Source organism: Weizmannia sp. FSL W8-0676, from assembly GCF_038593015.1.
GTDB lineage: Bacteria > Bacillota > Bacilli > Bacillales > Bacillaceae_C > Weizmannia > Weizmannia coagulans.
Window position 1 is genome coordinate 127,750 of the sequence record NZ_CP151954.1, and the last position, 19,296, is coordinate 147,045.

General features: G+C 46.9%; 33 protein-coding genes. All 33 read left to right on the forward strand.

The window, feature by feature from the left end:
* Positions 1-159 precede the first annotated feature (159 nt).
* The 33 genes from NST20_RS00625 to NST20_RS00785 all read left to right on the forward strand — a co-directional run bounded on the left by NST20_RS00625 (position 160) and on the right by NST20_RS00785 (position 19,278).
* Entirely contained in the window at positions 160-408 is a 249-nt protein-coding gene (locus NST20_RS00625) for a 50S ribosomal protein L7ae-like protein (RefSeq protein ID WP_013858072.1), read from the forward strand.
* Between the two features lie 96 nt (positions 409-504).
* Positions 505-924: a 30S ribosomal protein S12 gene (gene rpsL, locus NST20_RS00630; RefSeq protein WP_014096504.1), complete on the forward strand. Its 420-nt coding sequence runs from the start codon at positions 505-507 to the stop codon at positions 922-924.
* 36 nt (positions 925-960) lie between these two features.
* A complete protein-coding gene (gene rpsG / locus NST20_RS00635; protein WP_017554003.1) occupies positions 961-1,431 on the forward strand; it encodes a 30S ribosomal protein S7 in 471 nt (156 codons plus the stop codon).
* Positions 1,432-1,480: 49 nt separating this feature from the next.
* Positions 1,481-3,559 carry an elongation factor G gene (fusA, locus tag NST20_RS00640; protein ID WP_017554004.1) on the forward strand — a complete coding sequence of 693 codons (2,079 nt, stop codon included), beginning with the start codon at positions 1,481-1,483 and terminating at the stop codon, positions 3,557-3,559.
* Between the two features lie 124 nt (positions 3,560-3,683).
* On the forward strand, positions 3,684-4,871 hold the full coding sequence (tuf, locus tag NST20_RS00645; RefSeq protein ID WP_342399844.1) for an elongation factor Tu: 1,188 nt from the start codon (positions 3,684-3,686) through the stop codon (positions 4,869-4,871).
* 320 nt (positions 4,872-5,191) lie between these two features.
* A complete protein-coding gene (gene rpsJ, locus NST20_RS00650) occupies positions 5,192-5,500 on the forward strand; it encodes a 30S ribosomal protein S10 (protein WP_013858078.1) in 309 nt (102 codons plus the stop codon).
* 42 nt (positions 5,501-5,542) lie between these two features.
* Positions 5,543-6,172, forward strand: a complete 630-nt coding sequence (rplC, locus tag NST20_RS00655; protein WP_013858079.1) for a 50S ribosomal protein L3 — start codon at positions 5,543-5,545, stop codon at positions 6,170-6,172.
* 24 nt (positions 6,173-6,196) lie between these two features.
* Positions 6,197-6,820 carry a 50S ribosomal protein L4 gene (gene rplD, locus NST20_RS00660; RefSeq protein ID WP_013858080.1) on the forward strand — a complete coding sequence of 208 codons (624 nt, stop codon included), beginning with the start codon at positions 6,197-6,199 and terminating at the stop codon, positions 6,818-6,820.
* Positions 6,820-7,104, forward strand: a complete 285-nt coding sequence (gene rplW, locus NST20_RS00665; protein WP_017554006.1) for a 50S ribosomal protein L23 — start codon at positions 6,820-6,822, stop codon at positions 7,102-7,104. The genes rplD and rplW overlap by 1 nt, the downstream gene beginning before the upstream one ends.
* 35 nt (positions 7,105-7,139) lie before the next feature.
* Positions 7,140-7,970 carry a 50S ribosomal protein L2 gene (gene rplB, locus NST20_RS00670; RefSeq protein WP_118500452.1) on the forward strand — a complete coding sequence of 277 codons (831 nt, stop codon included), beginning with the start codon at positions 7,140-7,142 and terminating at the stop codon, positions 7,968-7,970.
* A 60-nt stretch (positions 7,971-8,030) separates the two neighbouring features.
* Positions 8,031-8,309 carry a 30S ribosomal protein S19 gene (gene rpsS / locus NST20_RS00675; protein ID WP_013858083.1) on the forward strand — a complete coding sequence of 93 codons (279 nt, stop codon included), beginning with the start codon at positions 8,031-8,033 and terminating at the stop codon, positions 8,307-8,309.
* 17 nt (positions 8,310-8,326) lie between these two features.
* Entirely contained in the window at positions 8,327-8,668 is a 342-nt protein-coding gene (gene rplV, locus NST20_RS00680; RefSeq protein WP_265114546.1) for a 50S ribosomal protein L22, read from the forward strand.
* Positions 8,669-8,671: 3 nt separating this feature from the next.
* Positions 8,672-9,328: a 30S ribosomal protein S3 gene (rpsC, locus tag NST20_RS00685; protein ID WP_026104594.1), complete on the forward strand. Its 657-nt coding sequence runs from the start codon at positions 8,672-8,674 to the stop codon at positions 9,326-9,328.
* A 2-nt stretch (positions 9,329-9,330) separates the two neighbouring features.
* Positions 9,331-9,765, forward strand: a complete 435-nt coding sequence (rplP, locus tag NST20_RS00690; RefSeq protein WP_013858086.1) for a 50S ribosomal protein L16 — start codon at positions 9,331-9,333, stop codon at positions 9,763-9,765.
* A complete protein-coding gene (gene rpmC / locus NST20_RS00695; protein WP_013858087.1) occupies positions 9,755-9,958 on the forward strand; it encodes a 50S ribosomal protein L29 in 204 nt (67 codons plus the stop codon). Before rplP ends, rpmC begins: the two co-directional genes overlap by 11 nt.
* Positions 9,959-9,978: 20 nt before the next feature.
* Complete coding sequence (gene rpsQ, locus NST20_RS00700) at positions 9,979-10,242, forward strand: 30S ribosomal protein S17 (RefSeq protein WP_017554009.1); 264 nt, start codon at positions 9,979-9,981, stop codon at positions 10,240-10,242.
* Positions 10,243-10,289: 47 nt separating this feature from the next.
* Complete coding sequence (gene rplN / locus NST20_RS00705; RefSeq protein WP_013858089.1) at positions 10,290-10,658, forward strand: 50S ribosomal protein L14; 369 nt, start codon at positions 10,290-10,292, stop codon at positions 10,656-10,658.
* A gap of 38 nt (positions 10,659-10,696) precedes the next feature.
* On the forward strand, positions 10,697-11,008 hold the full coding sequence (rplX, locus tag NST20_RS00710; protein ID WP_013858090.1) for a 50S ribosomal protein L24: 312 nt from the start codon (positions 10,697-10,699) through the stop codon (positions 11,006-11,008).
* Positions 11,009-11,033: 25 nt separating this feature from the next.
* On the forward strand, positions 11,034-11,573 hold the full coding sequence (gene rplE, locus NST20_RS00715) for a 50S ribosomal protein L5 (protein WP_013858091.1): 540 nt from the start codon (positions 11,034-11,036) through the stop codon (positions 11,571-11,573).
* 28 nt (positions 11,574-11,601) lie between these two features.
* Positions 11,602-11,787 carry a type Z 30S ribosomal protein S14 gene (locus NST20_RS00720; protein WP_014096494.1) on the forward strand — a complete coding sequence of 62 codons (186 nt, stop codon included), beginning with the start codon at positions 11,602-11,604 and terminating at the stop codon, positions 11,785-11,787.
* Positions 11,788-11,816: 29 nt separating this feature from the next.
* Entirely contained in the window at positions 11,817-12,215 is a 399-nt protein-coding gene (gene rpsH, locus NST20_RS00725; protein ID WP_013858092.1) for a 30S ribosomal protein S8, read from the forward strand.
* Between the two features lie 29 nt (positions 12,216-12,244).
* Complete coding sequence (gene rplF / locus NST20_RS00730) at positions 12,245-12,781, forward strand: 50S ribosomal protein L6 (RefSeq protein ID WP_017554010.1); 537 nt, start codon at positions 12,245-12,247, stop codon at positions 12,779-12,781.
* A 31-nt stretch (positions 12,782-12,812) separates the two neighbouring features.
* Entirely contained in the window at positions 12,813-13,175 is a 363-nt protein-coding gene (gene rplR / locus NST20_RS00735) for a 50S ribosomal protein L18 (RefSeq protein ID WP_342400391.1), read from the forward strand.
* Positions 13,176-13,198: 23 nt separating this feature from the next.
* The gene (gene rpsE / locus NST20_RS00740) at positions 13,199-13,699 is read left to right on the forward strand and encodes a 30S ribosomal protein S5 (RefSeq protein ID WP_013858095.1); all 501 of its coding nucleotides are present in this window, start codon (positions 13,199-13,201) and stop codon (positions 13,697-13,699) included.
* A 13-nt stretch (positions 13,700-13,712) separates the two neighbouring features.
* A complete protein-coding gene (gene rpmD, locus NST20_RS00745) occupies positions 13,713-13,892 on the forward strand; it encodes a 50S ribosomal protein L30 (protein WP_013858096.1) in 180 nt (59 codons plus the stop codon).
* A gap of 30 nt (positions 13,893-13,922) precedes the next feature.
* Positions 13,923-14,363, forward strand: coding sequence for a 50S ribosomal protein L15 (rplO, locus tag NST20_RS00750; RefSeq protein WP_013858097.1), 441 nt, complete (start codon positions 13,923-13,925; stop codon positions 14,361-14,363).
* Entirely contained in the window at positions 14,363-15,655 is a 1,293-nt protein-coding gene (gene secY, locus NST20_RS00755; protein ID WP_342399845.1) for a preprotein translocase subunit SecY, read from the forward strand. Before rplO ends, secY begins: the two co-directional genes overlap by 1 nt.
* Positions 15,656-15,702: 47 nt before the next feature.
* Positions 15,703-16,353 carry an adenylate kinase gene (locus NST20_RS00760; RefSeq protein ID WP_013858099.1) on the forward strand — a complete coding sequence of 217 codons (651 nt, stop codon included), beginning with the start codon at positions 15,703-15,705 and terminating at the stop codon, positions 16,351-16,353.
* Positions 16,354-16,920: 567 nt separating this feature from the next.
* Positions 16,921-17,139, forward strand: coding sequence for a translation initiation factor IF-1 (gene infA, locus NST20_RS00765; RefSeq protein ID WP_013858101.1), 219 nt, complete (start codon positions 16,921-16,923; stop codon positions 17,137-17,139).
* Between the two features lie 102 nt (positions 17,140-17,241).
* Positions 17,242-17,355, forward strand: coding sequence for a 50S ribosomal protein L36 (rpmJ, locus tag NST20_RS00770; protein WP_003156543.1), 114 nt, complete (start codon positions 17,242-17,244; stop codon positions 17,353-17,355).
* 21 nt (positions 17,356-17,376) lie between these two features.
* Positions 17,377-17,742: a 30S ribosomal protein S13 gene (rpsM, locus tag NST20_RS00775; protein WP_013858102.1), complete on the forward strand. Its 366-nt coding sequence runs from the start codon at positions 17,377-17,379 to the stop codon at positions 17,740-17,742.
* 21 nt (positions 17,743-17,763) lie between these two features.
* Positions 17,764-18,153: a 30S ribosomal protein S11 gene (gene rpsK, locus NST20_RS00780; RefSeq protein WP_017554013.1), complete on the forward strand. Its 390-nt coding sequence runs from the start codon at positions 17,764-17,766 to the stop codon at positions 18,151-18,153.
* Positions 18,154-18,333: 180 nt separating this feature from the next.
* Positions 18,334-19,278: a DNA-directed RNA polymerase subunit alpha gene (locus NST20_RS00785; protein WP_017554014.1), complete on the forward strand. Its 945-nt coding sequence runs from the start codon at positions 18,334-18,336 to the stop codon at positions 19,276-19,278.
* Positions 19,279-19,296 lie beyond the last annotated feature (18 nt).

The following is a 19,296-nucleotide window of genomic DNA, read 5'->3' on the forward strand; positions in this document are numbered from 1 at the left end:
GCGGCGGCAGCACCGGCAAAAACCGGTGCTGCACCTTTTTCTGTTTTTTAGCAAAAAAATCATGGCCTTTTTTACACGGGCTGTTGACTTTAGATTTTCAAAGTGATAATATATTCAAGGTGCTCCTATGAATACCTGTATACTTTGGAGGATATTGCGATGTCTTATGAAAAAGTAAATCAGGCGAAAAGAATCGTTGTAGGGACAAAACAAACAGCGAAAGCGATAAAGTCCGGAAATGTGGATGAACTGCTCGTTGCCAGAGATGCTGATCCGAATATTACGGGCAAAGTCATTTCCGTTGCCGAACAATTCAATGTGCCGATTACGTATACCGAGTCGAAAAAACAACTCGGAAAGGTATGCGGCATTGAAGTCGGAGCTGCAGCTGTTGCACTTATTTATTAAACACTTTTTGCGGGAGAATCCGCAAAAATTTGTTTTTGCCATTAAATGAACCACCTGGATGTGTGGACTTAAATTGTTCGAAGGGAGGAAAAACAGATGCCTACTATTAACCAATTGGTGCGCAAACCTCGTAAATCAAAAATCGAGAAATCCAAGTCACCTGCGCTGAATAAAGGCTATAACAGTTTCAAAAAAATCAATACCGATCTTTCTTCACCCCAAAAACGCGGTGTATGTACCCGTGTGGGGACGATGACTCCGAAGAAACCGAACTCGGCGCTCCGTAAATATGCCCGTGTCCGTTTAACAAACGGTATTGAAGTAACGGCTTATATCCCTGGGATCGGCCATAATCTGCAGGAACACAGCGTTGTTTTAATCCGTGGCGGACGTGTAAAAGACCTGCCTGGTGTACGTTACCACATCGTGCGCGGTGCACTTGACACTGCCGGTGTTGACAACCGGAAACAAGGCCGTTCGAAATACGGGACGAAAAAACCGAAAGAAAAGAAATAATAAGAACGATAACCATACTTGAAAGGAGGATCATTTATGCCACGTAAAGGACCTGTCGCAAAACGCGACGTATTACCGGATCCGATTTACAATTCGAAACTGGTCACACGTTTAATCAACAAAATGATGATCGACGGCAAGAGAGGGAAAGCCCAGACTATCCTGTATTCTTCCTTCGATATTATCCGTGAACGCACTGGCAAAGATCCAATGGAAGTTTTTGACCAGGCATTGAAAAACATTATGCCTGTACTTGAAGTAAAAGCTCGCCGTGTCGGCGGCGCAAACTATCAGGTGCCGGTTGAGGTGCGCCCGGAACGCCGGACAACTTTAGGGCTTCGCTGGCTGGTCAATTATGCCCGCCTTCGCGGAGAAAAAACAATGGAAGAACGGCTGGCGAACGAAATCATGGATGCGGCCAACAATACAGGCGCTGCTGTGAAAAAACGCGAAGATACGCATAAAATGGCGGAAGCAAACAGAGCGTTTGCGCATTATCGCTGGTAATATTCCGATACTCCTACATTACACCTATTAAGGAAGGAGAAAGTACGAGATGCCAAGAGAGTTCTCCTTAGAAAAGACTCGTAACATCGGTATCATGGCGCATATCGATGCCGGTAAAACTACAACAACCGAGCGTATCCTTTATTATACCGGCCGTATTCATAAAATCGGCGAAACGCATGAAGGTGCGTCTCAAATGGACTGGATGGAGCAGGAACAGGAGCGCGGGATTACGATTACTTCCGCTGCTACAACAGCGCAATGGAAAGACCACCGTATCAACATCATTGACACCCCGGGACACGTGGACTTCACCGTTGAAGTTGAACGCTCCCTTCGTGTCCTTGACGGTGCGGTTGCTGTCCTCGATGCCCAGTCCGGCGTTGAGCCCCAGACTGAAACCGTTTGGCGCCAGGCAACGACTTACGGTGTACCGCGGATTGTATTTGTCAATAAGATGGATAAAATCGGGGCCGATTTCTTGTATTCTGTCAGCACCCTGCATGACCGCCTGCAGGCAAATGCACATCCGGTCCAATTGCCGATCGGTGCTGAAGACAACTTTGTAGGGATCATTGACCTTATTGAAATGAATGCAACTTTCTACGGCGATGATCTCGGCACGAAAATTGAAGTGCGCGAAATCCCGGATGAGTACCGTGACCAGGCGGAAGAATATCATGAAAAACTGCTTGAAGCAGTTGCTGAAGTTGATGAAGATATTATGGAAAAATATCTTGGCGGAGAAGAGATTTCAAAAGAAGAACTGAAAGCTGCCATCCGCAAAGCAACCTGTAATGTTGAATTCTTCCCGGTACTGTGCGGCTCGGCATTTAAAAACAAAGGTGTCCAATTAATGCTGGATGCGGTTGTTGACTATCTGCCTGCGCCGACGGATGTTCCTTCCATCAAGGGGACGCTTCCGGATACAGGGGAAGAAGTATTCAGGCATTCCAGCGATGATGAGCCATTCTCGGCTTTGGCCTTCAAAGTCATGACAGACCCGTTCGTTGGTAAACTGACATTCTTCCGTGTTTATTCAGGCACATTAAGCGCTGGTTCTTATGTCAAAAACTCGACAAAGAACAAACGCGAACGCATCGGGCGTATTTTGCAGATGCACGCAAACCACCGGAAAGAAATCGACATGGTTTATGCCGGCGATATTGCTGCTGCTGTCGGCTTAAAAGACACGACAACAGGCGATACGCTTTGCGACGATAATAATCCGGTCATCCTTGAATCGATGGAATTTCCGGAACCGGTTATCCAGTTGTCGGTTGAACCGAAATCGAAAGCCGACCAGGATAAAATGACGACGGCGCTGCAAAAACTGCAGGAAGAAGACCCGACTTTCCGTGCCCATACGGATCCGGAAACGGGACAAACGATCATCGAAGGTATGGGTGAGCTTCACCTCGACATTATCGTTGACCGCATGAAACGCGAATTCAAAGTTGAAGCCAATATCGGTGCGCCGCAAGTTGCGTACCGTGAAACATTCCGCAAATCCGCAAAAGTCCAAGGTAAGTTTGTACGCCAATCCGGCGGCCGCGGGCAATACGGGGATGTTTGGATTGAATTTTCACCAAACGAAGAAGGAAAAGGCTTTGAGTTTGAAAATGCGATTGTCGGCGGTGTCGTTCCGCGCGAATACATTCCGGCGATCCAGTCCGGCCTTGAAGATGCCATGCAGCGCGGTGTACTTGCCGGCTATCCGCTCGTTGACATTAAGGCAAAACTGTATGACGGTTCTTACCACGATGTTGACTCGAGTGAAATGGCATTTAAAGTGGCTGCCTCCCTTGCATTGAAGAATGCGGCATCCAAATGCGATCCGGTCCTGCTTGAACCTGTCATGAAAGTGGAAATTGTCATTCCGGAAGAATATCTCGGCGACATCATGGGACAAGTTACAGCCCGCCGCGGCCGTGTGGAAGGTATGGAAGCACGCGGAAATGCCCAGGTTGTCCGTGCCATGGTTCCGTTGTCCGAAATGTTCGGTTATGCTACAGCACTCCGATCCAGCACGCAAGGACGCGGTGTCTTCACGATGACATTTGATCATTATGAAGAAGTGCCGAAGTCCATTGCGGAAGAGATCATCAAAAAAAATAAAGGCGAATAATTGATTTATTGCCTTCAATGAAGTATAACTTTACTAGGTTGGTTCAAAGCGCTTTAAAGCTGTCCTTTCAGCTTTAAAGCATCCATATACTCACTCAATCCAAAATATTAAGGAGGATTTCCTGATGGCTAAACAAAAATTTGACCGTTCTAAAGAACACTGTAACATTGGAACAATCGGTCACGTTGACCATGGTAAAACGACTTTGACTGCTGCAATTACTGCTGTTCTTGCAAAACAAGGGAAAGCAGAAGCAAGAGCATATGACCAAATTGACGGTGCTCCGGAAGAACGCGAACGCGGTATTACCATCAACACTGCGCACGTTGAATATGAAACGGAAAAACGCCACTACGCACACGTTGACTGCCCTGGACACGCTGACTATGTGAAAAACATGATTACTGGTGCTGCCCAAATGGACGGCGCGATCCTGGTTGTATCCGCTGCTGACGGCCCAATGCCGCAAACGCGCGAACACATCCTTTTGTCCCGCCAAGTTGGTGTGCCTTACATCGTTGTGTTCCTGAACAAATGCGACATGGTGGACGACGAAGAATTGCTTGAACTTGTTGAAATGGAAGTTCGTGACCTTCTTTCCGAATACGACTTCCCTGGCGATGAAGTGCCGGTTATCAAAGGCTCTGCTTTGAAAGCTCTTGAAGGCGACCCTGAATACGAAGCAAAAATCCTTGAATTGATGGATGCTGTTGACGAATACATCCCAACTCCGCAACGTGACACGGATAAACCGTTCATGATGCCAGTTGAAGACGTATTTTCCATCACCGGCCGTGGTACAGTTGCAACCGGCCGTGTAGAACGCGGGCAATTGAAAGTCGGCGATGTTGTTGAAATCATCGGTTTGAACGACGAACCGAAACAAACAACGGTTACCGGCGTTGAAATGTTCCGTAAAATTCTTGACTATGCTGAAGCAGGCGACAACATCGGTGCGCTTCTCCGCGGTATTGCACGTGAAGAAGTCCAACGCGGCCAAGTTTTGGCGAAACCGGGTTCTATTACACCGCATACCAAATTTAAAGCACAAGTTTATGTATTAACGAAAGAAGAAGGTGGACGCCACACTCCTTTCTTCTCTAACTACCGTCCGCAATTCTACTTCCGTACAACGGACGTAACCGGCATTATTACTCTGCCAGAAGGCGTTGAAATGGTTATGCCTGGTGATAACGTTGAAATGACCGTTGAATTGATTGCCCCGATCGCGATCGAAGAAGGAACAAAATTCTCGATCCGTGAAGGCGGCCGTACAGTTGGCGCCGGTTCTGTTTCTTCCATCGAAGCTTAATCGGCTATTTAAAAAAAGCCCGGCCAGGTCATCCCGGCCGGGCTTTTTCCATGCTTACGCGCCCGGGTTGCAGCAATGTTTTCCAAAACTTGATGTTGCGCCACAGGGCCAGTATAATAAAAAAGTCACTGAAATCAGCAGCATATCAAAGTTTATGTTGCATTACACTCGGCTTTTGTGTATAATGTTTGATGTTGGTCTTTGACTGCGATGAAGTGGGAGGTTGCTGGCACACCCGGCCGCTTTGCCATGGCGCGTGTGCCAGGAAAATTTCCATGGAGAATGTCTATTAGCAAATAGGCGATAAAGGAGGGAAAATAATGGCAAAACAAAAAATTCGCATTCGTTTAAAAGCATACGATCACAGAATTCTGGATCAGTCTGCAGAAAAAATTGTAGAAACAGCAAAACGATCAGGTGCAAACGTCTCCGGTCCGATTCCGCTTCCGACTGAGAAATCCGTTTACACCATTCTGCGTGCTGTCCACAAGTACAAAGATTCTCGTGAACAATTTGAAATGCGTACACACAAACGTTTGATTGATATCGTAAATCCGACCCCGCAAACGGTTGATTCGCTGATGCGGTTGGATCTGCCATCCGGCGTTGACATTGAAATTAAACTTTAATAATAAAACAAAACATGACATATTTAACAGGAGGTGTGACTGATGACCAAAGGAATCTTAGGAAGAAAAATCGGTATGACCCAAGTTTTTGCCGAGAACGGAGATCTTATTCCTGTCACTGTAATTGAAGCAACACCAAACGTTGTGCTGCAAAAGAAAACAGTTGAAACGGACGGTTATGAAGCGATTCAGCTCGGATTTGCAGACAAACCGGAACGCCTGGCAAACAAACCGGAAAAGGGTCATGTTTCGAAAGCCAATACGGCACCTAAGCGCTTCATCCGCGAATTCAGCGGCGTAAACACAAGTGATTTTGAAGTTGGTCAAGAAGTCAAAGTAGATATTTTTGCAGAAGGTGACATTGTAGATGTTACCGGCATTACAAAAGGGAAAGGATTCCAAGGCGTCATTAAACGCCACGGACAATCCCGCGGCCCTATGGCTCACGGTTCGCGTTACCACCGCCGTCCGGGTTCAATGGGTCCGATTGCGCCAAACCGCGTCTTTAAACAAAAAGCACTCCCTGGACGCATGGGGGGAGAACGGGTTACCGTTCAAAATCTGCAAATCGTCAAAGTGGATGCAGAACGCAATCTGCTTTTGATTAAAGGTAACGTTCCTGGTCCAAGAAAAGCTTTGGTTACAGTTAAAGCAGCTGTAAAAGCAAAATAATTGCAAAGAAAGGAGGAAACAGGAATGCCAAAAGTAGCTCTATACAACCAAAACGGTTCCCAAGTCGGTGAAGTGGAATTAAACGACGCTGTATTCGGCATCGAACCGAATGAACATGTTTTATTTGAAGCGATCATCATGCAGAGGGCTTCGCTCCGCCAAGGTACCCACAAAGTAAAAGGCCGTTCTGAAGTACGCGGCGGCGGACGCAAACCATGGCGACAAAAAGGCACAGGCCGCGCACGCCAAGGATCGATCCGTTCCCCGCAATGGCGCGGAGGCGGTACGGTTTTCGGGCCTGTTCCACGCAGCTACAGCTACAAACTGCCGAAAAAAGTACGCCGTCTTGCGATTAAATCCGCTCTATCGTCAAAAGTAAAGGAAAACAATATTTTGGTTCTGGACGCATTAAGTTTTGATGCGCCAAAAACAAAAGATTTTATTGCCGTCCTGAAAAATTTGTCAGTGGATAAAAAAGCACTTGTTGTCACAGACGGATTGAACGAAAATGTGGTACTGTCCGCACGCAACATTCCGGGTGTTACGGTTGTTGAAGCAACAGGCGTAAATGTTTTGGATGTTGTAAACCATGATCAATTGATTATGACAAAATCCGCTGTTGAAAAAGTAGAGGAGGTGCTTGGTTAATGGATGCACGTGATGTTCTGAAGCGCCCCGTGATTACTGAACGTTCAATGGAATTGACGGCAGATAAGAAATATACATTTGAAGTTGATGTTAAAGCGAATAAAACAGAAATCAAAGATGCTGTGGAAGAGATTTTCGGCGTCAAAGTTGCGAAAGTGAACGTTGCGAACTATAAAGGCAAGTTCAAACGCATGGGCCGTTATACCGGCTATACAAACAAGCGCCGCAAAGCAGTTGTTACGTTAACAGCTGACAGCAAGGAAATTGAAATCTTTGAGGTTTAAATACGATCCATCAAACTTGAAGAGGAGGGAAAAAAATGGCGATCAAAAAATACAAACCAACCTCTAACGGGCGTCGCGGCATGACGGCTTTGGATTTTGCGGAGATCACGACGGATAAGCCTGAAAAAACACTGCTTGCTCCGCTTTCGAAAAAAGCAGGCCGCAACAACCAGGGGAAATTAACTGTTCGTCATCAGGGCGGCGGTCATAAGCGCCAATACCGGATTATCGACTTCAAACGCGATAAAGATGGTATACCAGGGCGCGTTGCCACAATCGAGTATGACCCGAACCGCTCATCTAATATTGCTTTGATTCACTATGCAGATGGTGAAAAACGGTACATCCTTGCACCAAAAAATTTAACTGTCGGCATGGAAGTGATGTCCGGGCCGGATGCAGACATTAAAGTCGGAAATGCACTTCCGCTTTCTGACATTCCTGTTGGTACGGTCATCCATAACATTGAATTGAAACCAGGCAAAGGCGGCCAATTGATCCGTTCTGCTGGTACTTCAGCACAAGTGCTTGGTAAAGAAGGCAAATATGTGCTTGTCCGCCTGAATTCCGGCGAAGTGCGCATGATTCTTGCAACTTGCCGCGCAACGGTCGGCCAGGTTGGCAACGAACAGCACGAACTGGTCAACATCGGTAAAGCAGGCCGCAAACGCTGGATGGGTGTACGCCCGACTGTCCGCGGATCTGTTATGAACCCGAATGATCACCCGCACGGCGGTGGTGAAGGCCGCGCTCCGATCGGCCGTAAATCGCCAATGTCACCATGGGGCAAGCCGACACTTGGTTACAAAACGCGCAAGAAGAAAAATACTTCAGATAAATTTATTGTACGGCGCCGTAAAAAATAATGCTGTTGAACTACGGTTCGTAGCTTGAACCGTAGCTCTAATCAGGAAGGAGGACTATTCATGGGTCGCAGTCTGAAAAAAGGGCCTTTCGTTGACGATCACTTAATGGTGAAAGTGGAAAAATTGAACGAATCCAACAAGAAGCAAGTGATCAAAACGTGGTCACGCCGTTCGACGATTTTCCCTGCATTTGTCGGCCACACAATCGCTGTGTATGACGGCCGTAAACATGTTCCAGTATATATCACGGAAGATATGGTCGGCCATAAGCTCGGTGAGTTTGCTCCGACACGTACATTCAAAGGTCACGCCGGTGACGATAAGAAGACAAGACGCTAACGGGAGGAGGTATTCCAATGCAAGCAAAAGCTGTCGCGAAAACAGTCCGTATTGCTCCTCGTAAGGCACGCCTGGTAATTGATTTAATTCGAGGAAAGCAAGTAGGAGAAGCGCTTTCGATTTTGAAATTTACGCCAAAGGCTGCTTCGCCGGTTATTGAAAAAGTACTCAACTCTGCGATTGCGAACGCAGAACACAACTACGATATGGACGCAAACGACCTTTTTGTGGAAAAGGCTTATGTCGATGAAGGGCCTACACTGAAACGTTTCCGGCCGCGTGCAATGGGGCGCGCAAGCCAGATCAACAAACGCACGAGCCATATTACGATCGTAGTATCAGATCAAAAGGAGGGATAATTGGTGGGTCAAAAAGTAAATCCTATTGGTTTGCGAATCGGAGTGATTCGTGACTGGGAATCGAAATGGTACGCAGAAAAAGATTATGCCGATCTATTGCACGAAGACATTAAAATTCGTGAATATATCGCAAAGCGCCTCGCGGATGCTTCTGTTTCCGGCGTGGAAATTGAACGTGCTGCAAACCGTGTCAACATTACAATCCGCACGGCAAAACCGGGCATGGTGATTGGTAAAGGCGGTTCGGAAGTAGAAGCATTGCGTAAAGCACTGAATGCTTTAACAGGAAAAAGAGTCCACATTAACATTGTCGAAGTTAAAAAGGCAGATATTGATGCAAAACTTGTTGCGGAAAACATTGCCCGCCAGCTGGAGAACCGTGTTTCTTTCCGCCGTGCGCAAAAACAGGCGATCCAACGTGCGATGCGTGCCGGTGCAAAAGGAATCCGGACGCAGGTTTCAGGACGCCTGGGTGGTGCGGATATTGCCCGTGCAGAACATTACAGCGAAGGTACAGTTCCGCTTCATACGCTTCGTGCGGATATTGACTATGCCCATGCCGAAGCAGATACGACTTACGGAAAACTGGGCGTAAAAGTTTGGATTTACCGCGGGGAAATCCTTCCTGCCAAGAAAAAAACCGAGGAAGGGGGAAACTGATCATGTTGATGCCTAAACGTGTAAAATACCGCCGTGAACACCGCGGAAAAATGCGCGGCCGTGCAAAAGGCGGCACTGAAGTTGCATTTGGCGAATATGGTTTGCAGGCTTTGGAAGCTTCCTGGATTACAAACCGCCAAATTGAAGCTGCCCGTATTGCGATGACACGTTATATGAAGCGTGGCGGTAAAGTATGGATAAAAATTTTCCCTCATAAACCATATACAGCAAAACCGCTTGAAGTCCGGATGGGTTCCGGTAAAGGTGCGCCTGAAGGCTGGGTGGCTGTTGTGAAACCGGGCAAGATTTTGTTTGAAATTGCCGGTGTTCCTGAAGAAGTCGCACGCGAAGCTTTGCGCCTTGCGTCCCACAAGCTGCCGATTAAATGCAAGTTCGTAAAACGTGAAGAAATTGGTGGTGAATCTAATGAAAGCTAAAGAAATTCGTGACTTAACCACTGCCGAAATTGAACAAAAAGTAAAGTCGCTGAAGGAAGAGCTGTTCAACCTTCGCTTCCAGCTTGCGACCGGACAATTAGAGAACACTGCCCGCATTCGTGAAGTTCGTAAATCGATTGCCCGCATGAAAACCGTCATTCGTGAAAGAGAAATTGGAATTAACAACCGATAATGGGAGGAGGTTCGCGATACATGAGTGAACGCAACCAACGCAAAGTATACACCGGCCGTGTCGTATCAGACAAAATGGATAAAACCGTTACTGTTCTTGTAGAAACTTACAAAAAACATGCTCTGTACGGCAAACGCGTAAAATACTCGAAAAAATTCAAGGCACATGATGAAAACAACGAAGCCAAAGTCGGCGATATCGTAAGAATCATGGAAACACGCCCGTTATCTGCTACAAAACGTTTCCGCCTGGTGGAAATCGTTGAAAAAGCAGTCATTATCTAATTTGTATCAGTTCGGATACGGTTGATTCCGAAGGGAGGTAAACGAGGATGATCCAACAAGAAACCCGTTTAAAAGTAGCTGACAACTCAGGTGCACGTGAAGTTTTGACGATTAAAGTATTGGGCGGATCCGGCCGGAAAACCGCGAATATCGGAGATGTCATCGTTGCTACGGTAAAACAAGCAACACCTGGAGGCGTTGTTAAAAAAGGTGATGTAGTGAAAGCTGTTGTGGTCCGTACAAAGAGCGGAGTGCGCCGCAGCGACGGTTCTTATATTCGTTTCGATGAAAATGCATGCGTCATTATCCGTGACGACAAGAGCCCTCGCGGCACGCGTATTTTCGGGCCTGTTGCACGTGAACTGCGCAACAACAATTTCATGAAAATCGTATCACTGGCTCCGGAAGTGCTTTAATCGATACAGTTTGTGACAATCAAGGAGGTGCGACTGTAATGCATGTCAAAAAAGGTGACAAGGTAATGGTGATCTCCGGCAAAGATAAAGGCAAAACCGGTACGATCCTTGCGGCATATCCGAAAAAAGACCGTGTGATTGTGGAAGGCGTGAACATTGTCAAAAAACACGCGAAACCTTCCCAGGCAAATCCACAGGGCGGTATTTTCGATATGGAAGCGCCCATTCACGTGTCCAATGTGATGCCGATTGATCCGAAAACAAATGAGCCGACACGTGTCGGATATGAAATAAGGGACGGCAAAAAAGTGCGTGTAGCAAAAAAATCCGGTGAAGTTTTAGATAAATAGTTGAACATGAAGGGAGGTACACGACATGAACCGCCTAAAAGAAAAATATGAAAAAGAAGTTATTCCTGCTTTAACAAGCAAGTTTCACTATACATCCGTTATGCAAGTGCCTAAAGTTGAAAAGATCGTGATCAACATGGGTGTTGGCGATGCTGTCCAAAACGCAAAAATGCTCGACAATGCAGTAGAAGAATTAACGTTGATTTCCGGCCAAAAACCGGTTGTGACAAGAGCGAAAAAATCGATCGCAGGTTTCCGCCTTCGTGAAGGGATGCCGATTGGCGCGAAAGTAACCCTCCGCGGCGAGCGCATGTACGAATTCCTCGATAAACTGATTTCAGTTTCGCTTCCGCGTGTGCGCGACTTCCACGGCGTATCGAAAAAATCATTTGACGGCCGCGGAAACTACACACTCGGCATTAAAGAGCAACTGATCTTCCCTGAAATTGATTACGATAAAGTCAGCAAAGTGCGCGGGATGGACATCGTCATTGTCACCACTGCGAACACGGACGAAGAATCACGTGAACTGTTAGGCCTGCTCGGAATGCCATTCCAAAAATAAAGCGGGCGCTAAAAAGGGAGGCGAAAACGTGGCTAAAAAATCAATGATTGCGAAACAAAAACGTGAACCGAAGTATAAAGTTCAGGCTTATACCCGGTGCGAACGATGCGGCCGGCCGCATTCCGTCATTCGCAAATTTAAACTTTGCCGTATTTGTTTCCGCGAACTTGCATATAAAGGTCAAATTCCTGGCGTGAAAAAAGCCAGCTGGTAAAACCCGAATTTGGGAAGGAGGTAAAAGAAATGGTCATGACTGATCCGATTGCAGATTTGCTTACGCGTATCCGTAATGCAAATACAGTGCGTCATGAAAAATTGGAAGTCCCGGCTTCCAAGATTAAGAGAGAGATCGCCGAGATTTTGAAACGTGAAGGTTTCGTGCGTGATGTTGAATATATCGAGGATAACAAACAAGGGATTATCCGGATCTTCCTGAAATACGGCGCAAACAACGAACGCGTCATTACAGGGATCAAGCGCATCAGCAAACCGGGCCTGCGCGTATACGCAAAAGCAGGTGAAGTGCCGAAAGTGCTGAACGGGCTTGGCATCGCAATTGTTTCTACTTCTCAGGGCGTTTTAACCGACAAAGAAGCACGGAAAAACAATGTCGGCGGAGAAATTTTAGCATACGTTTGGTAATCATTTGACGTTGAACGGAGGTGTAAATTATGTCACGTATAGGAAAAAAACCGGTTGAAATTCCATCCGGCGTTACGGTAACCATTAACGGAGATACAGTTACGGTTAAAGGGCCTAAAGGTGAGCTGACCCGCAGCTTCAACCCTGATATTAACATTGCCGTAGAAGACAATATCATTCACGTAACACGCCCTTCAGACAGCAAAAACCACCGCGCTTTGCACGGAACGACCCGCGCACTGCTCGCAAACATGGTGGAAGGGGTGTCGAAAGGCTTTGAAAAATCTTTGGAACTGGTTGGGGTTGGATACCGCGCCCAAAAACAAGGCAAAAAACTCGTATTGAACGTCGGCTACTCCCATCCTGTTGAATTTGAACCGGAAGAAGGCCTGGAAGTCGAAGTGCCTTCCAATACAAAAATTGTCGTAAAAGGCGTAAGCAAAGAACGCGTCGGCGCATTTGCCGCCAACATCCGCGACGTCCGCCCGCCTGAACCTTATAAAGGCAAAGGGATTCGTTACGAAGGCGAATATGTACGCAGAAAAGAAGGTAAAACCGGTAAATAATGCCGCCTAGGATGAGAAAGGAGTGAATTCGATGATCACGAAGCCGGATAAAAATCAAGTACGCAAAAAAAGGCATGCACGCGTCCGCGCAAAATTAAGCGGAACGGCTGAACGTCCGCGCCTGAATATCTATCGTTCCAACAAAAACATTTATGCCCAATTGATTGATGATGTAAAGGGCGTCACACTGGCCAGCGCTTCCACGCTCGATAAAGAGTTGAGCCTTGAGTCAACCGGAAATGTGAAAGCTGCACAAAAGGTGGGCGAATTGATTGCAAAGCGCGCAGTGGAAAAAGGTATCAAAGAAGTTGTTTTTGACCGCGGTGGATATCTCTATCATGGCCGTATCAAAGCGCTTGCCGATGCAGCCCGTGAGAACGGATTACAATTTTAATCAAAAAGGAGGGGAAATTTTACATGCTACGTATTGACCCAAACAAACTTGAGTTAGAAGAACGTGTTGTTACGATTAACCGCGTTGCCAAAGTGGTAAAAGGAGGGCGCCGTTTCCGCTTTTCCGCACTTGTCGTTGTTGGCGACCGGAACGGACATGTCGGATTTGGAACCGGAAAAGCGCAGGAAGTGCCGGATGCGATCCGCAAAGCTGTTGAAGATGCGAAGAAAAATCTTGTAGAGGTACCGATTGCGGGCACAACGATTCCGCACGAAGTTGTCGGCCACTTCGGTGCAGGCAAAATCCTGCTGAAACCGGGTTCCCCTGGTACCGGTGTTATCGCCGGCGGCCCTGTCCGTGCGATCCTTGAGCTTGCGGGTATTGCGGATATTACGTCCAAATCGCTTGGTTCAAACACACCGATTAACATGATCCGTGCCACAATGGACGGTATTAAACAATTGAAGCGTGCGGATGAAGTTGCGAAACTGCGCAATAAATCTGTCGAAGAATTATTAGGTTAAGGAGGGAACGCTCATGGCAAAATTGAAAATCACCCTCACCCGCAGTGTCATCGGCCGCCCGCAGGATCAGCGCGATACGGTAAAAGCGCTCGGCCTGCGCAAAGTCAACCAGACTGTTGAGAAAGAAGACAATGCTGCAATTCGCGGCATGATCAATAAAGTGTCCCATCTTGTTTCTGTATCGGAACAATAATTTTTGATTTTAAGATAAGGAGGTGCAACCATGAAACTTCATGAATTAAAACCTGCAGAAGGATCCCGTAAAAAACGCAACCGTGTCGGCCGCGGTATTGGTTCCGGCAACGGAAAAACAGCCGGCAAAGGGCACAAAGGCCAAAACGCCCGTTCCGGCGGCGGTGTACGCCTCGGTTTTGAAGGCGGCCAAACCCCGTTGTTCCGCCGTTTGCCAAAACGCGGTTTTACGAACATTAACCGTAAAGAGTATGCCATTGTGAACCTGGACGTTTTAAACCGTTTTGAAGACGGCACGGAAGTAACGCCTGCCCTTTTATTGGAAACAGGTGTGATCAGCAAGGAAAAATCGGGCGTAAAAGTGCTTGCAAACGGCAAACTCGAGAAAAAATTGACCGTAAAAGCACATAAATTCTCCTCTGCTGCCAAAGAAGCCATAGAAGCTGCTGGCGGTACAGCTGAGGTGATTTAATGTTCAAGACAATCGCCAATTTGATGCGTGTGGGTGAGATAAGAAATAAAATTATTTTCACCCTCCTCATGCTGGTTGTATTCCGCATAGGAGCCTTTATTCCTGTTCCTTATGTGGATGCTTCCGTATTGGAAGCCTCCACCCAAAACGGTTTAGTCGGCTTTCTAAACACTTTTGGGGGCGGTGCGCTGAAGAACTTTTCCATTTTTGCAATGGGCATTATGCCATATATCACATCTTCCATTATTGTGCAGCTCTTGCAAATGGATGTTGTGCCGAAGTTTGCCGAGTGGGCAAAACAGGGTGAAGTGGGGCGTCGTAAGCTGAGTGAGTTTACACGCTATTTTACGGTTATCCTGGCTTTAATTGAAGGCTTCGGCATGTCATATGGCTTTAATAATTTGGCGCAGGGGGCACTGATTACGAAGTCCGGTTTCTGGACGTATTTGATCATCGCACTGACGCTGACAGCCGGTACCACATTTTTGATGTGGCTCGGCGAACAAATTACGGCCAAAGGCGTAGGAAACGGGATTTCCATTTTGATTATGGCCGGCATTATTGCCGGGATTCCGACAGCCATCAACCAGATTTACGCACAGCAAATTGAAAATGCCGGTTCCCAGCTGTTTTTGAAGATTGTTTTGCTGGCTTTTCTTGCATTGATCATTCTGGCCGTTGTGGTCGGAGTCATCTATTTCCAGCAGGCATCGAGAAAGATACCGGTCCAGTATGCCCAGCACATTTCCGGCAGGGCAACAACCGGCAGGCAGTCAACGCATTTGCCTTTAAAGGTCAATGCTGCCGGGGTCATTCCGGTTATCTTTGCGATTTCGTTCATTATTGCGCCGCAGACGATTGCTTCGTTTTTCGGTTCCAGCAGTGTGGCAAGCACCATCCAGTATATTTTTGACTATACAAAACCGGTCGGAGCTTTGATTTATGTGGCGTTGATTATCGCTTTTTCGTACTTTTATGCATTCGTACAAGTCAATCCGGAGCAGCTTGCCGACAATTTAAAGAAACAAGGCGGCTATATTCCGGGGATCCGCCCGGGCAAAAACACACAGCAATATGTCACTTCGGTTTTATACCGGCTGACATTCGTCGGTTCAATCTTTCTTGCTGTGATTGCCATTCTGCCTGTCATTTTCACGAATGTCATCGGGCTCCCGACTTCCGCCAGAATCGGCGGCACAAGCCTGCTCGTTGTGATCGGGGTTGCGCTTGAAACGATGCTGCAACTGGAAGCACAGCTTGTTAAACGCCATTACAGAGGCTTTATCAAATAAAAATGGTTTTGCACTTGAAACCATGTCAGGAATAAGGGGGCTGTACGATGAATTTAGTGTTAATGGGCCTTCCCGGAGCCGGTAAAGGGACTCAAGCCGAAAAAATCATTGATAAGTATGCCATTCCTCACATTTCCACCGGAGACATGTTCCGGGCGGCGATAAAGGAAGAAACGGAGCTGGGGCTTAAAGCCAAGTCCTTTATGGACAAAGGCGAACTGGTCCCTGATGAAGTAACGATCGGGATCGTGCGCGAACGGTTAAGCAAGGATGACTGCAAAAATGGCTTCCTGCTTGACGGTTTCCCGCGGACGGTTGCCCAGGCAGAAGCTTTGGAAAATATTTTAAGCAGCCTTGGCAAACGGCTTGATTATGTTATCAACATAGAGGTGGACCGGGAGATTCTGACAGAGCGGCTGACCGGTCGGAGAATTTGTGAAAATTGCGGTGCGACTTACCATCTCGTGTTTAATCCGCCAAAAACGGAGGGCGTTTGCGACAAATGCGGCGGCCCGCTGTATCAACGGCCGGATGACAACGCAGAAACTGTCGGGAACCGGCTCGATGTCAATATGAAGCAAACCCGGCCGCTGCTGGACTTTTATGAGGAAAAAGGCTATTTGCGGAATGTAAACGGCCAGCAGGATATTCATCAAGTTTTTGCGGATATCGATCAATTGCTGGGCCAACTGGGTTAAACGTGAACGACTTGGTGAATTCATGAGAGCCGCAATCACGTTGGATGGAAACCACCTTTGGAAGTTTTATCCGGACGGCTTTTCGGCTGTGTCCTGACGGTAAAAAACTTTTCAAGTTTGATGCAATTTCCGCTTAAAAAGGTTATAATGGTTTTCGTGGCATTTTCACCGCTGGATATTTCACGGGTGAAATGACGGCTCTGTTTTATTGGCGATTTGCTTCATCAGTTAACTTATAATCAATAGATGAGGAAGGCGGCTTCCGTTGTCAGGATTGCCAGTAAGCGCCATTCGAACGTCTCTCATGCAATTCAATTCTGTGCAAATGGCTTTCGTTCGTTCACATGTATGCCGGACATGGGATTGGTCAAGACTGACATGAAAGAACCATGTAACCTTGGGAACGTTTATCAGCTCCTGCCGGTCCCCCGGATCAGCCGGTTTACGTGAATATGCAGCAGGCCGGCCGCTTCCTGAAGCGGGAGTTTTGGCGAGCCTAATCGTTTTAAGGTTTTGGAAAAGTATCATTGCCAGGTCCTAAATGTTAGGAGGAGGGAGAATAGTTCGATGGCGAAAGATGACGTTATTGAAGTTGAGGGCATTGTAAGCGAAACTTTGCCGAATGCCATGTTTAAGGTAGAATTAGAAAATGGTCACACTGTTCTTGCGCATGTGTCGGGTAAAATCCGGATGAACTTTATCCGCATTTTACCGGGCGATAAAGTAACAGTTGAACTGTCCCCATATGATTTGACCCGCGGTAGAATTACGTACCGGTTTAAATAATGTAGATACACGGCTTTTTCGGTGAAACGGAAAGTCTGCCCGGGGAATCTGTCTGGATAAAGGGTACCGGGCCTGTACTCCGTATATTAAGGAGGGTAAACCATGAAAGTTAGACCATCTGTGAAGCCGATCTGCGAAAAATGCAAGGTTATCCGCAGAAAAGGCAAAGTAATGGTAATCTGTGAAAATCCGAAACACAAACAAAAACAAGGATAAATTTGAAGGAGGTGCACCTGTATGGCTCGTATTGCCGGTGTTGACATTCCACGTGATAAACGTGTTGTTATTTCTTTAACATACATTTACGGAATCGGTAAATCAACTGCACAAAAAATTCTTGCTGAGGCCGGAATTTCTGAAGATACACGCGTCCGCGACTTAACAGAGGATGAAGTAAACAAAATCCGTGATATCGTGGACAGGCTGAAAGTAGAAGGGGATCTTCGCCGCGAAGTTTCCTTGAACATTAAACGCCTGATGGAAATCGGATCCTACAGAGGTCTCCGCCACCGCCGCGGTCTTCCTGTTCGCGGGCAAAACACGAAAAACAATGCCCGTACACGCAAAGGCCCGCGTAAAACGGTTGCCGGTAAGAAGAAATAATAAGCAAAGGAGGTTGTTCATATGGCACGCAGAACAAATACGCGCAAACGCCGCGTAAGAAAGAATATTGAATCAGGTGTCGCTCATATTCGTTCCACTTTTAACAATACAATCGTTACGATCACGGATGTGCATGGGAATGCTGTTGCATGGTCCAGTGCCGGTGCGCTCGGCTTTAAAGGTTCTCGTAAATCAACGCCGTTTGCTGCACAAATGGCTGCTGAAACAGCCGCGAAAGCATCGATGGAACATGGGATGAAGTCTTTGGAAGTAAATGTAAAAGGACCTGGCGCAGGCCGTGAAGCCGCTATCCGTGCCCTGCAGGCTGCCGGGCTCGAAGTTACAGCCATTAAAGACGTAACACCTGTGCCGCATAATGGTTGCCGCCCGCCAAAACGTCGCCGTGTCTGATTTTTTTGTATAGATTTTGTATCCTTGTCTATAATGGGATATGATGCATAATCTGCAAAAAAATGATTTGAATGATCCAGTTGTTATGCATAATAGGGAATTTTGCATGGGGAATTTCGAATAGGGCTCTTTCTGGGGTGCTATACGGGGTTTCGACGTTTTGAAGGAGGGTTAATTTGAATGATTGAAATTGAAAAGCCAAAAATTGAAACGGTTGAGGTCAGCGATGACGCTACTTATGGCAAGTTCGTCGTAGAACCGCTTGAGCGTGGATATGGTACTACTTTGGGTAACTCCTTACGTCGTATCCTATTATCCTCACTCCCGGGTGCCGCTGTCACATCCATCCAAATCGATGGCGTGATGCACGAATTCTCGACAGTCGAAGGCGTTGTTGAAGATGTGACCAGCATTATTTTGAACCTCAAAAAGCTGGCTTTGAAAATCTACTCCGATGAGGAAAAAACGCTTGAGATTGATGTACAGGGAGAAGGCGCTGTGACAGCAGCCGATATTACGCATGACAGCGATGTGGAGATTTTAAATCCGGATCTCTATATTGCGACGGTTGCCGAAAACGGGCATTTGCGTATGCGCATGACTGCCAACCAAGGCCGCGGCTATGTTCCTGCTGATCAAAATAAGCGGGAAGACCATCCAATTGGTGTCATTCCAATAGATTCTATTTATACCCCGGTTCAACGCGTGAGCTACCAGGTCGAAAATACCCGGGTAGGGCAAGTCAGCAATTATGATAAGCTCTCACTGGATGTCACGACTGACGGCAGCATCGGCCCGAAAGAAGCAATTGCTTTAGGCGCCAAAATTTTAACCGAGCATTTGAACATCTTCGTCGGACTGACGGATGAAGCACAAAATGCGGAAATTATGGTGGAAAAAGAAGAAGACCAGAAAGAAAAAGTGCTTGAAATGACAATTGAGGAACTTGATCTTTCAGTCCGTTCTTATAACTGCCTGAAACGTGCCGGCATCAATACCGTTCAGGAACTGGCCAACAAAACGGAAGAAGATATGATGAAAGTCCGGAATCTTGGCCGCAAGTCCCTTGAAGAAGTCAAAGCAAAGCTCGAAGATTTGGGCTTGGGTTTGCGCAAAGACGACTGAGCCGGTTAGAAGGCAAAG

Bases quoted from the DNA above. Each gene is read 5' to 3' on its own strand.
- NST20_RS00625 (WP_013858072.1), top strand. From the start codon at position 160: ATGTCTTATGAAAAAGTAAATCAGGCGAAAAGAATCGTTGTAGGGACA.
- rpsL (WP_014096504.1), top strand. From the start codon at position 505: ATGCCTACTATTAACCAATTGGTGCGCAAACCTCGTAAATCAAAAATC.
- rpsG (WP_017554003.1), top strand. From the start codon at position 961: ATGCCACGTAAAGGACCTGTCGCAAAACGCGACGTATTACCGGATCCG.
- fusA (WP_017554004.1), top strand. From the start codon at position 1,481: ATGCCAAGAGAGTTCTCCTTAGAAAAGACTCGTAACATCGGTATCATG.
- tuf (WP_342399844.1), top strand. From the start codon at position 3,684: ATGGCTAAACAAAAATTTGACCGTTCTAAAGAACACTGTAACATTGGA.
- rpsJ (WP_013858078.1), top strand. From the start codon at position 5,192: ATGGCAAAACAAAAAATTCGCATTCGTTTAAAAGCATACGATCACAGA.
- rplC (WP_013858079.1), top strand. From the start codon at position 5,543: ATGACCAAAGGAATCTTAGGAAGAAAAATCGGTATGACCCAAGTTTTT.
- rplD (WP_013858080.1), top strand. From the start codon at position 6,197: ATGCCAAAAGTAGCTCTATACAACCAAAACGGTTCCCAAGTCGGTGAA.
- rplW (WP_017554006.1), top strand. From the start codon at position 6,820: ATGGATGCACGTGATGTTCTGAAGCGCCCCGTGATTACTGAACGTTCA.
- rplB (WP_118500452.1), top strand. From the start codon at position 7,140: ATGGCGATCAAAAAATACAAACCAACCTCTAACGGGCGTCGCGGCATG.
- rpsS (WP_013858083.1), top strand. From the start codon at position 8,031: ATGGGTCGCAGTCTGAAAAAAGGGCCTTTCGTTGACGATCACTTAATG.
- rplV (WP_265114546.1), top strand. From the start codon at position 8,327: ATGCAAGCAAAAGCTGTCGCGAAAACAGTCCGTATTGCTCCTCGTAAG.
- rplP (WP_013858086.1), top strand. From the start codon at position 9,331: ATGTTGATGCCTAAACGTGTAAAATACCGCCGTGAACACCGCGGAAAA.
- rpmC (WP_013858087.1), top strand. From the start codon at position 9,755: ATGAAAGCTAAAGAAATTCGTGACTTAACCACTGCCGAAATTGAACAA.
- rpsQ (WP_017554009.1), top strand. From the start codon at position 9,979: ATGAGTGAACGCAACCAACGCAAAGTATACACCGGCCGTGTCGTATCA.
- rplN (WP_013858089.1), top strand. From the start codon at position 10,290: ATGATCCAACAAGAAACCCGTTTAAAAGTAGCTGACAACTCAGGTGCA.
- rplX (WP_013858090.1), top strand. From the start codon at position 10,697: ATGCATGTCAAAAAAGGTGACAAGGTAATGGTGATCTCCGGCAAAGAT.
- rplE (WP_013858091.1), top strand. From the start codon at position 11,034: ATGAACCGCCTAAAAGAAAAATATGAAAAAGAAGTTATTCCTGCTTTA.
- rpsH (WP_013858092.1), top strand. From the start codon at position 11,817: ATGGTCATGACTGATCCGATTGCAGATTTGCTTACGCGTATCCGTAAT.
- rplF (WP_017554010.1), top strand. From the start codon at position 12,245: ATGTCACGTATAGGAAAAAAACCGGTTGAAATTCCATCCGGCGTTACG.
- rplR (WP_342400391.1), top strand. From the start codon at position 12,813: ATGATCACGAAGCCGGATAAAAATCAAGTACGCAAAAAAAGGCATGCA.
- rpsE (WP_013858095.1), top strand. From the start codon at position 13,199: ATGCTACGTATTGACCCAAACAAACTTGAGTTAGAAGAACGTGTTGTT.
- rpmD (WP_013858096.1), top strand. From the start codon at position 13,713: ATGGCAAAATTGAAAATCACCCTCACCCGCAGTGTCATCGGCCGCCCG.
- rplO (WP_013858097.1), top strand. From the start codon at position 13,923: ATGAAACTTCATGAATTAAAACCTGCAGAAGGATCCCGTAAAAAACGC.
- secY (WP_342399845.1), top strand. From the start codon at position 14,363: ATGTTCAAGACAATCGCCAATTTGATGCGTGTGGGTGAGATAAGAAAT.
- NST20_RS00760 (WP_013858099.1), top strand. From the start codon at position 15,703: ATGAATTTAGTGTTAATGGGCCTTCCCGGAGCCGGTAAAGGGACTCAA.
- infA (WP_013858101.1), top strand. From the start codon at position 16,921: ATGGCGAAAGATGACGTTATTGAAGTTGAGGGCATTGTAAGCGAAACT.
- rpmJ (WP_003156543.1), top strand. From the start codon at position 17,242: ATGAAAGTTAGACCATCTGTGAAGCCGATCTGCGAAAAATGCAAGGTT.
- rpsM (WP_013858102.1), top strand. From the start codon at position 17,377: ATGGCTCGTATTGCCGGTGTTGACATTCCACGTGATAAACGTGTTGTT.
- rpsK (WP_017554013.1), top strand. From the start codon at position 17,764: ATGGCACGCAGAACAAATACGCGCAAACGCCGCGTAAGAAAGAATATT.
- NST20_RS00785 (WP_017554014.1), top strand. From the start codon at position 18,334: ATGATTGAAATTGAAAAGCCAAAAATTGAAACGGTTGAGGTCAGCGAT.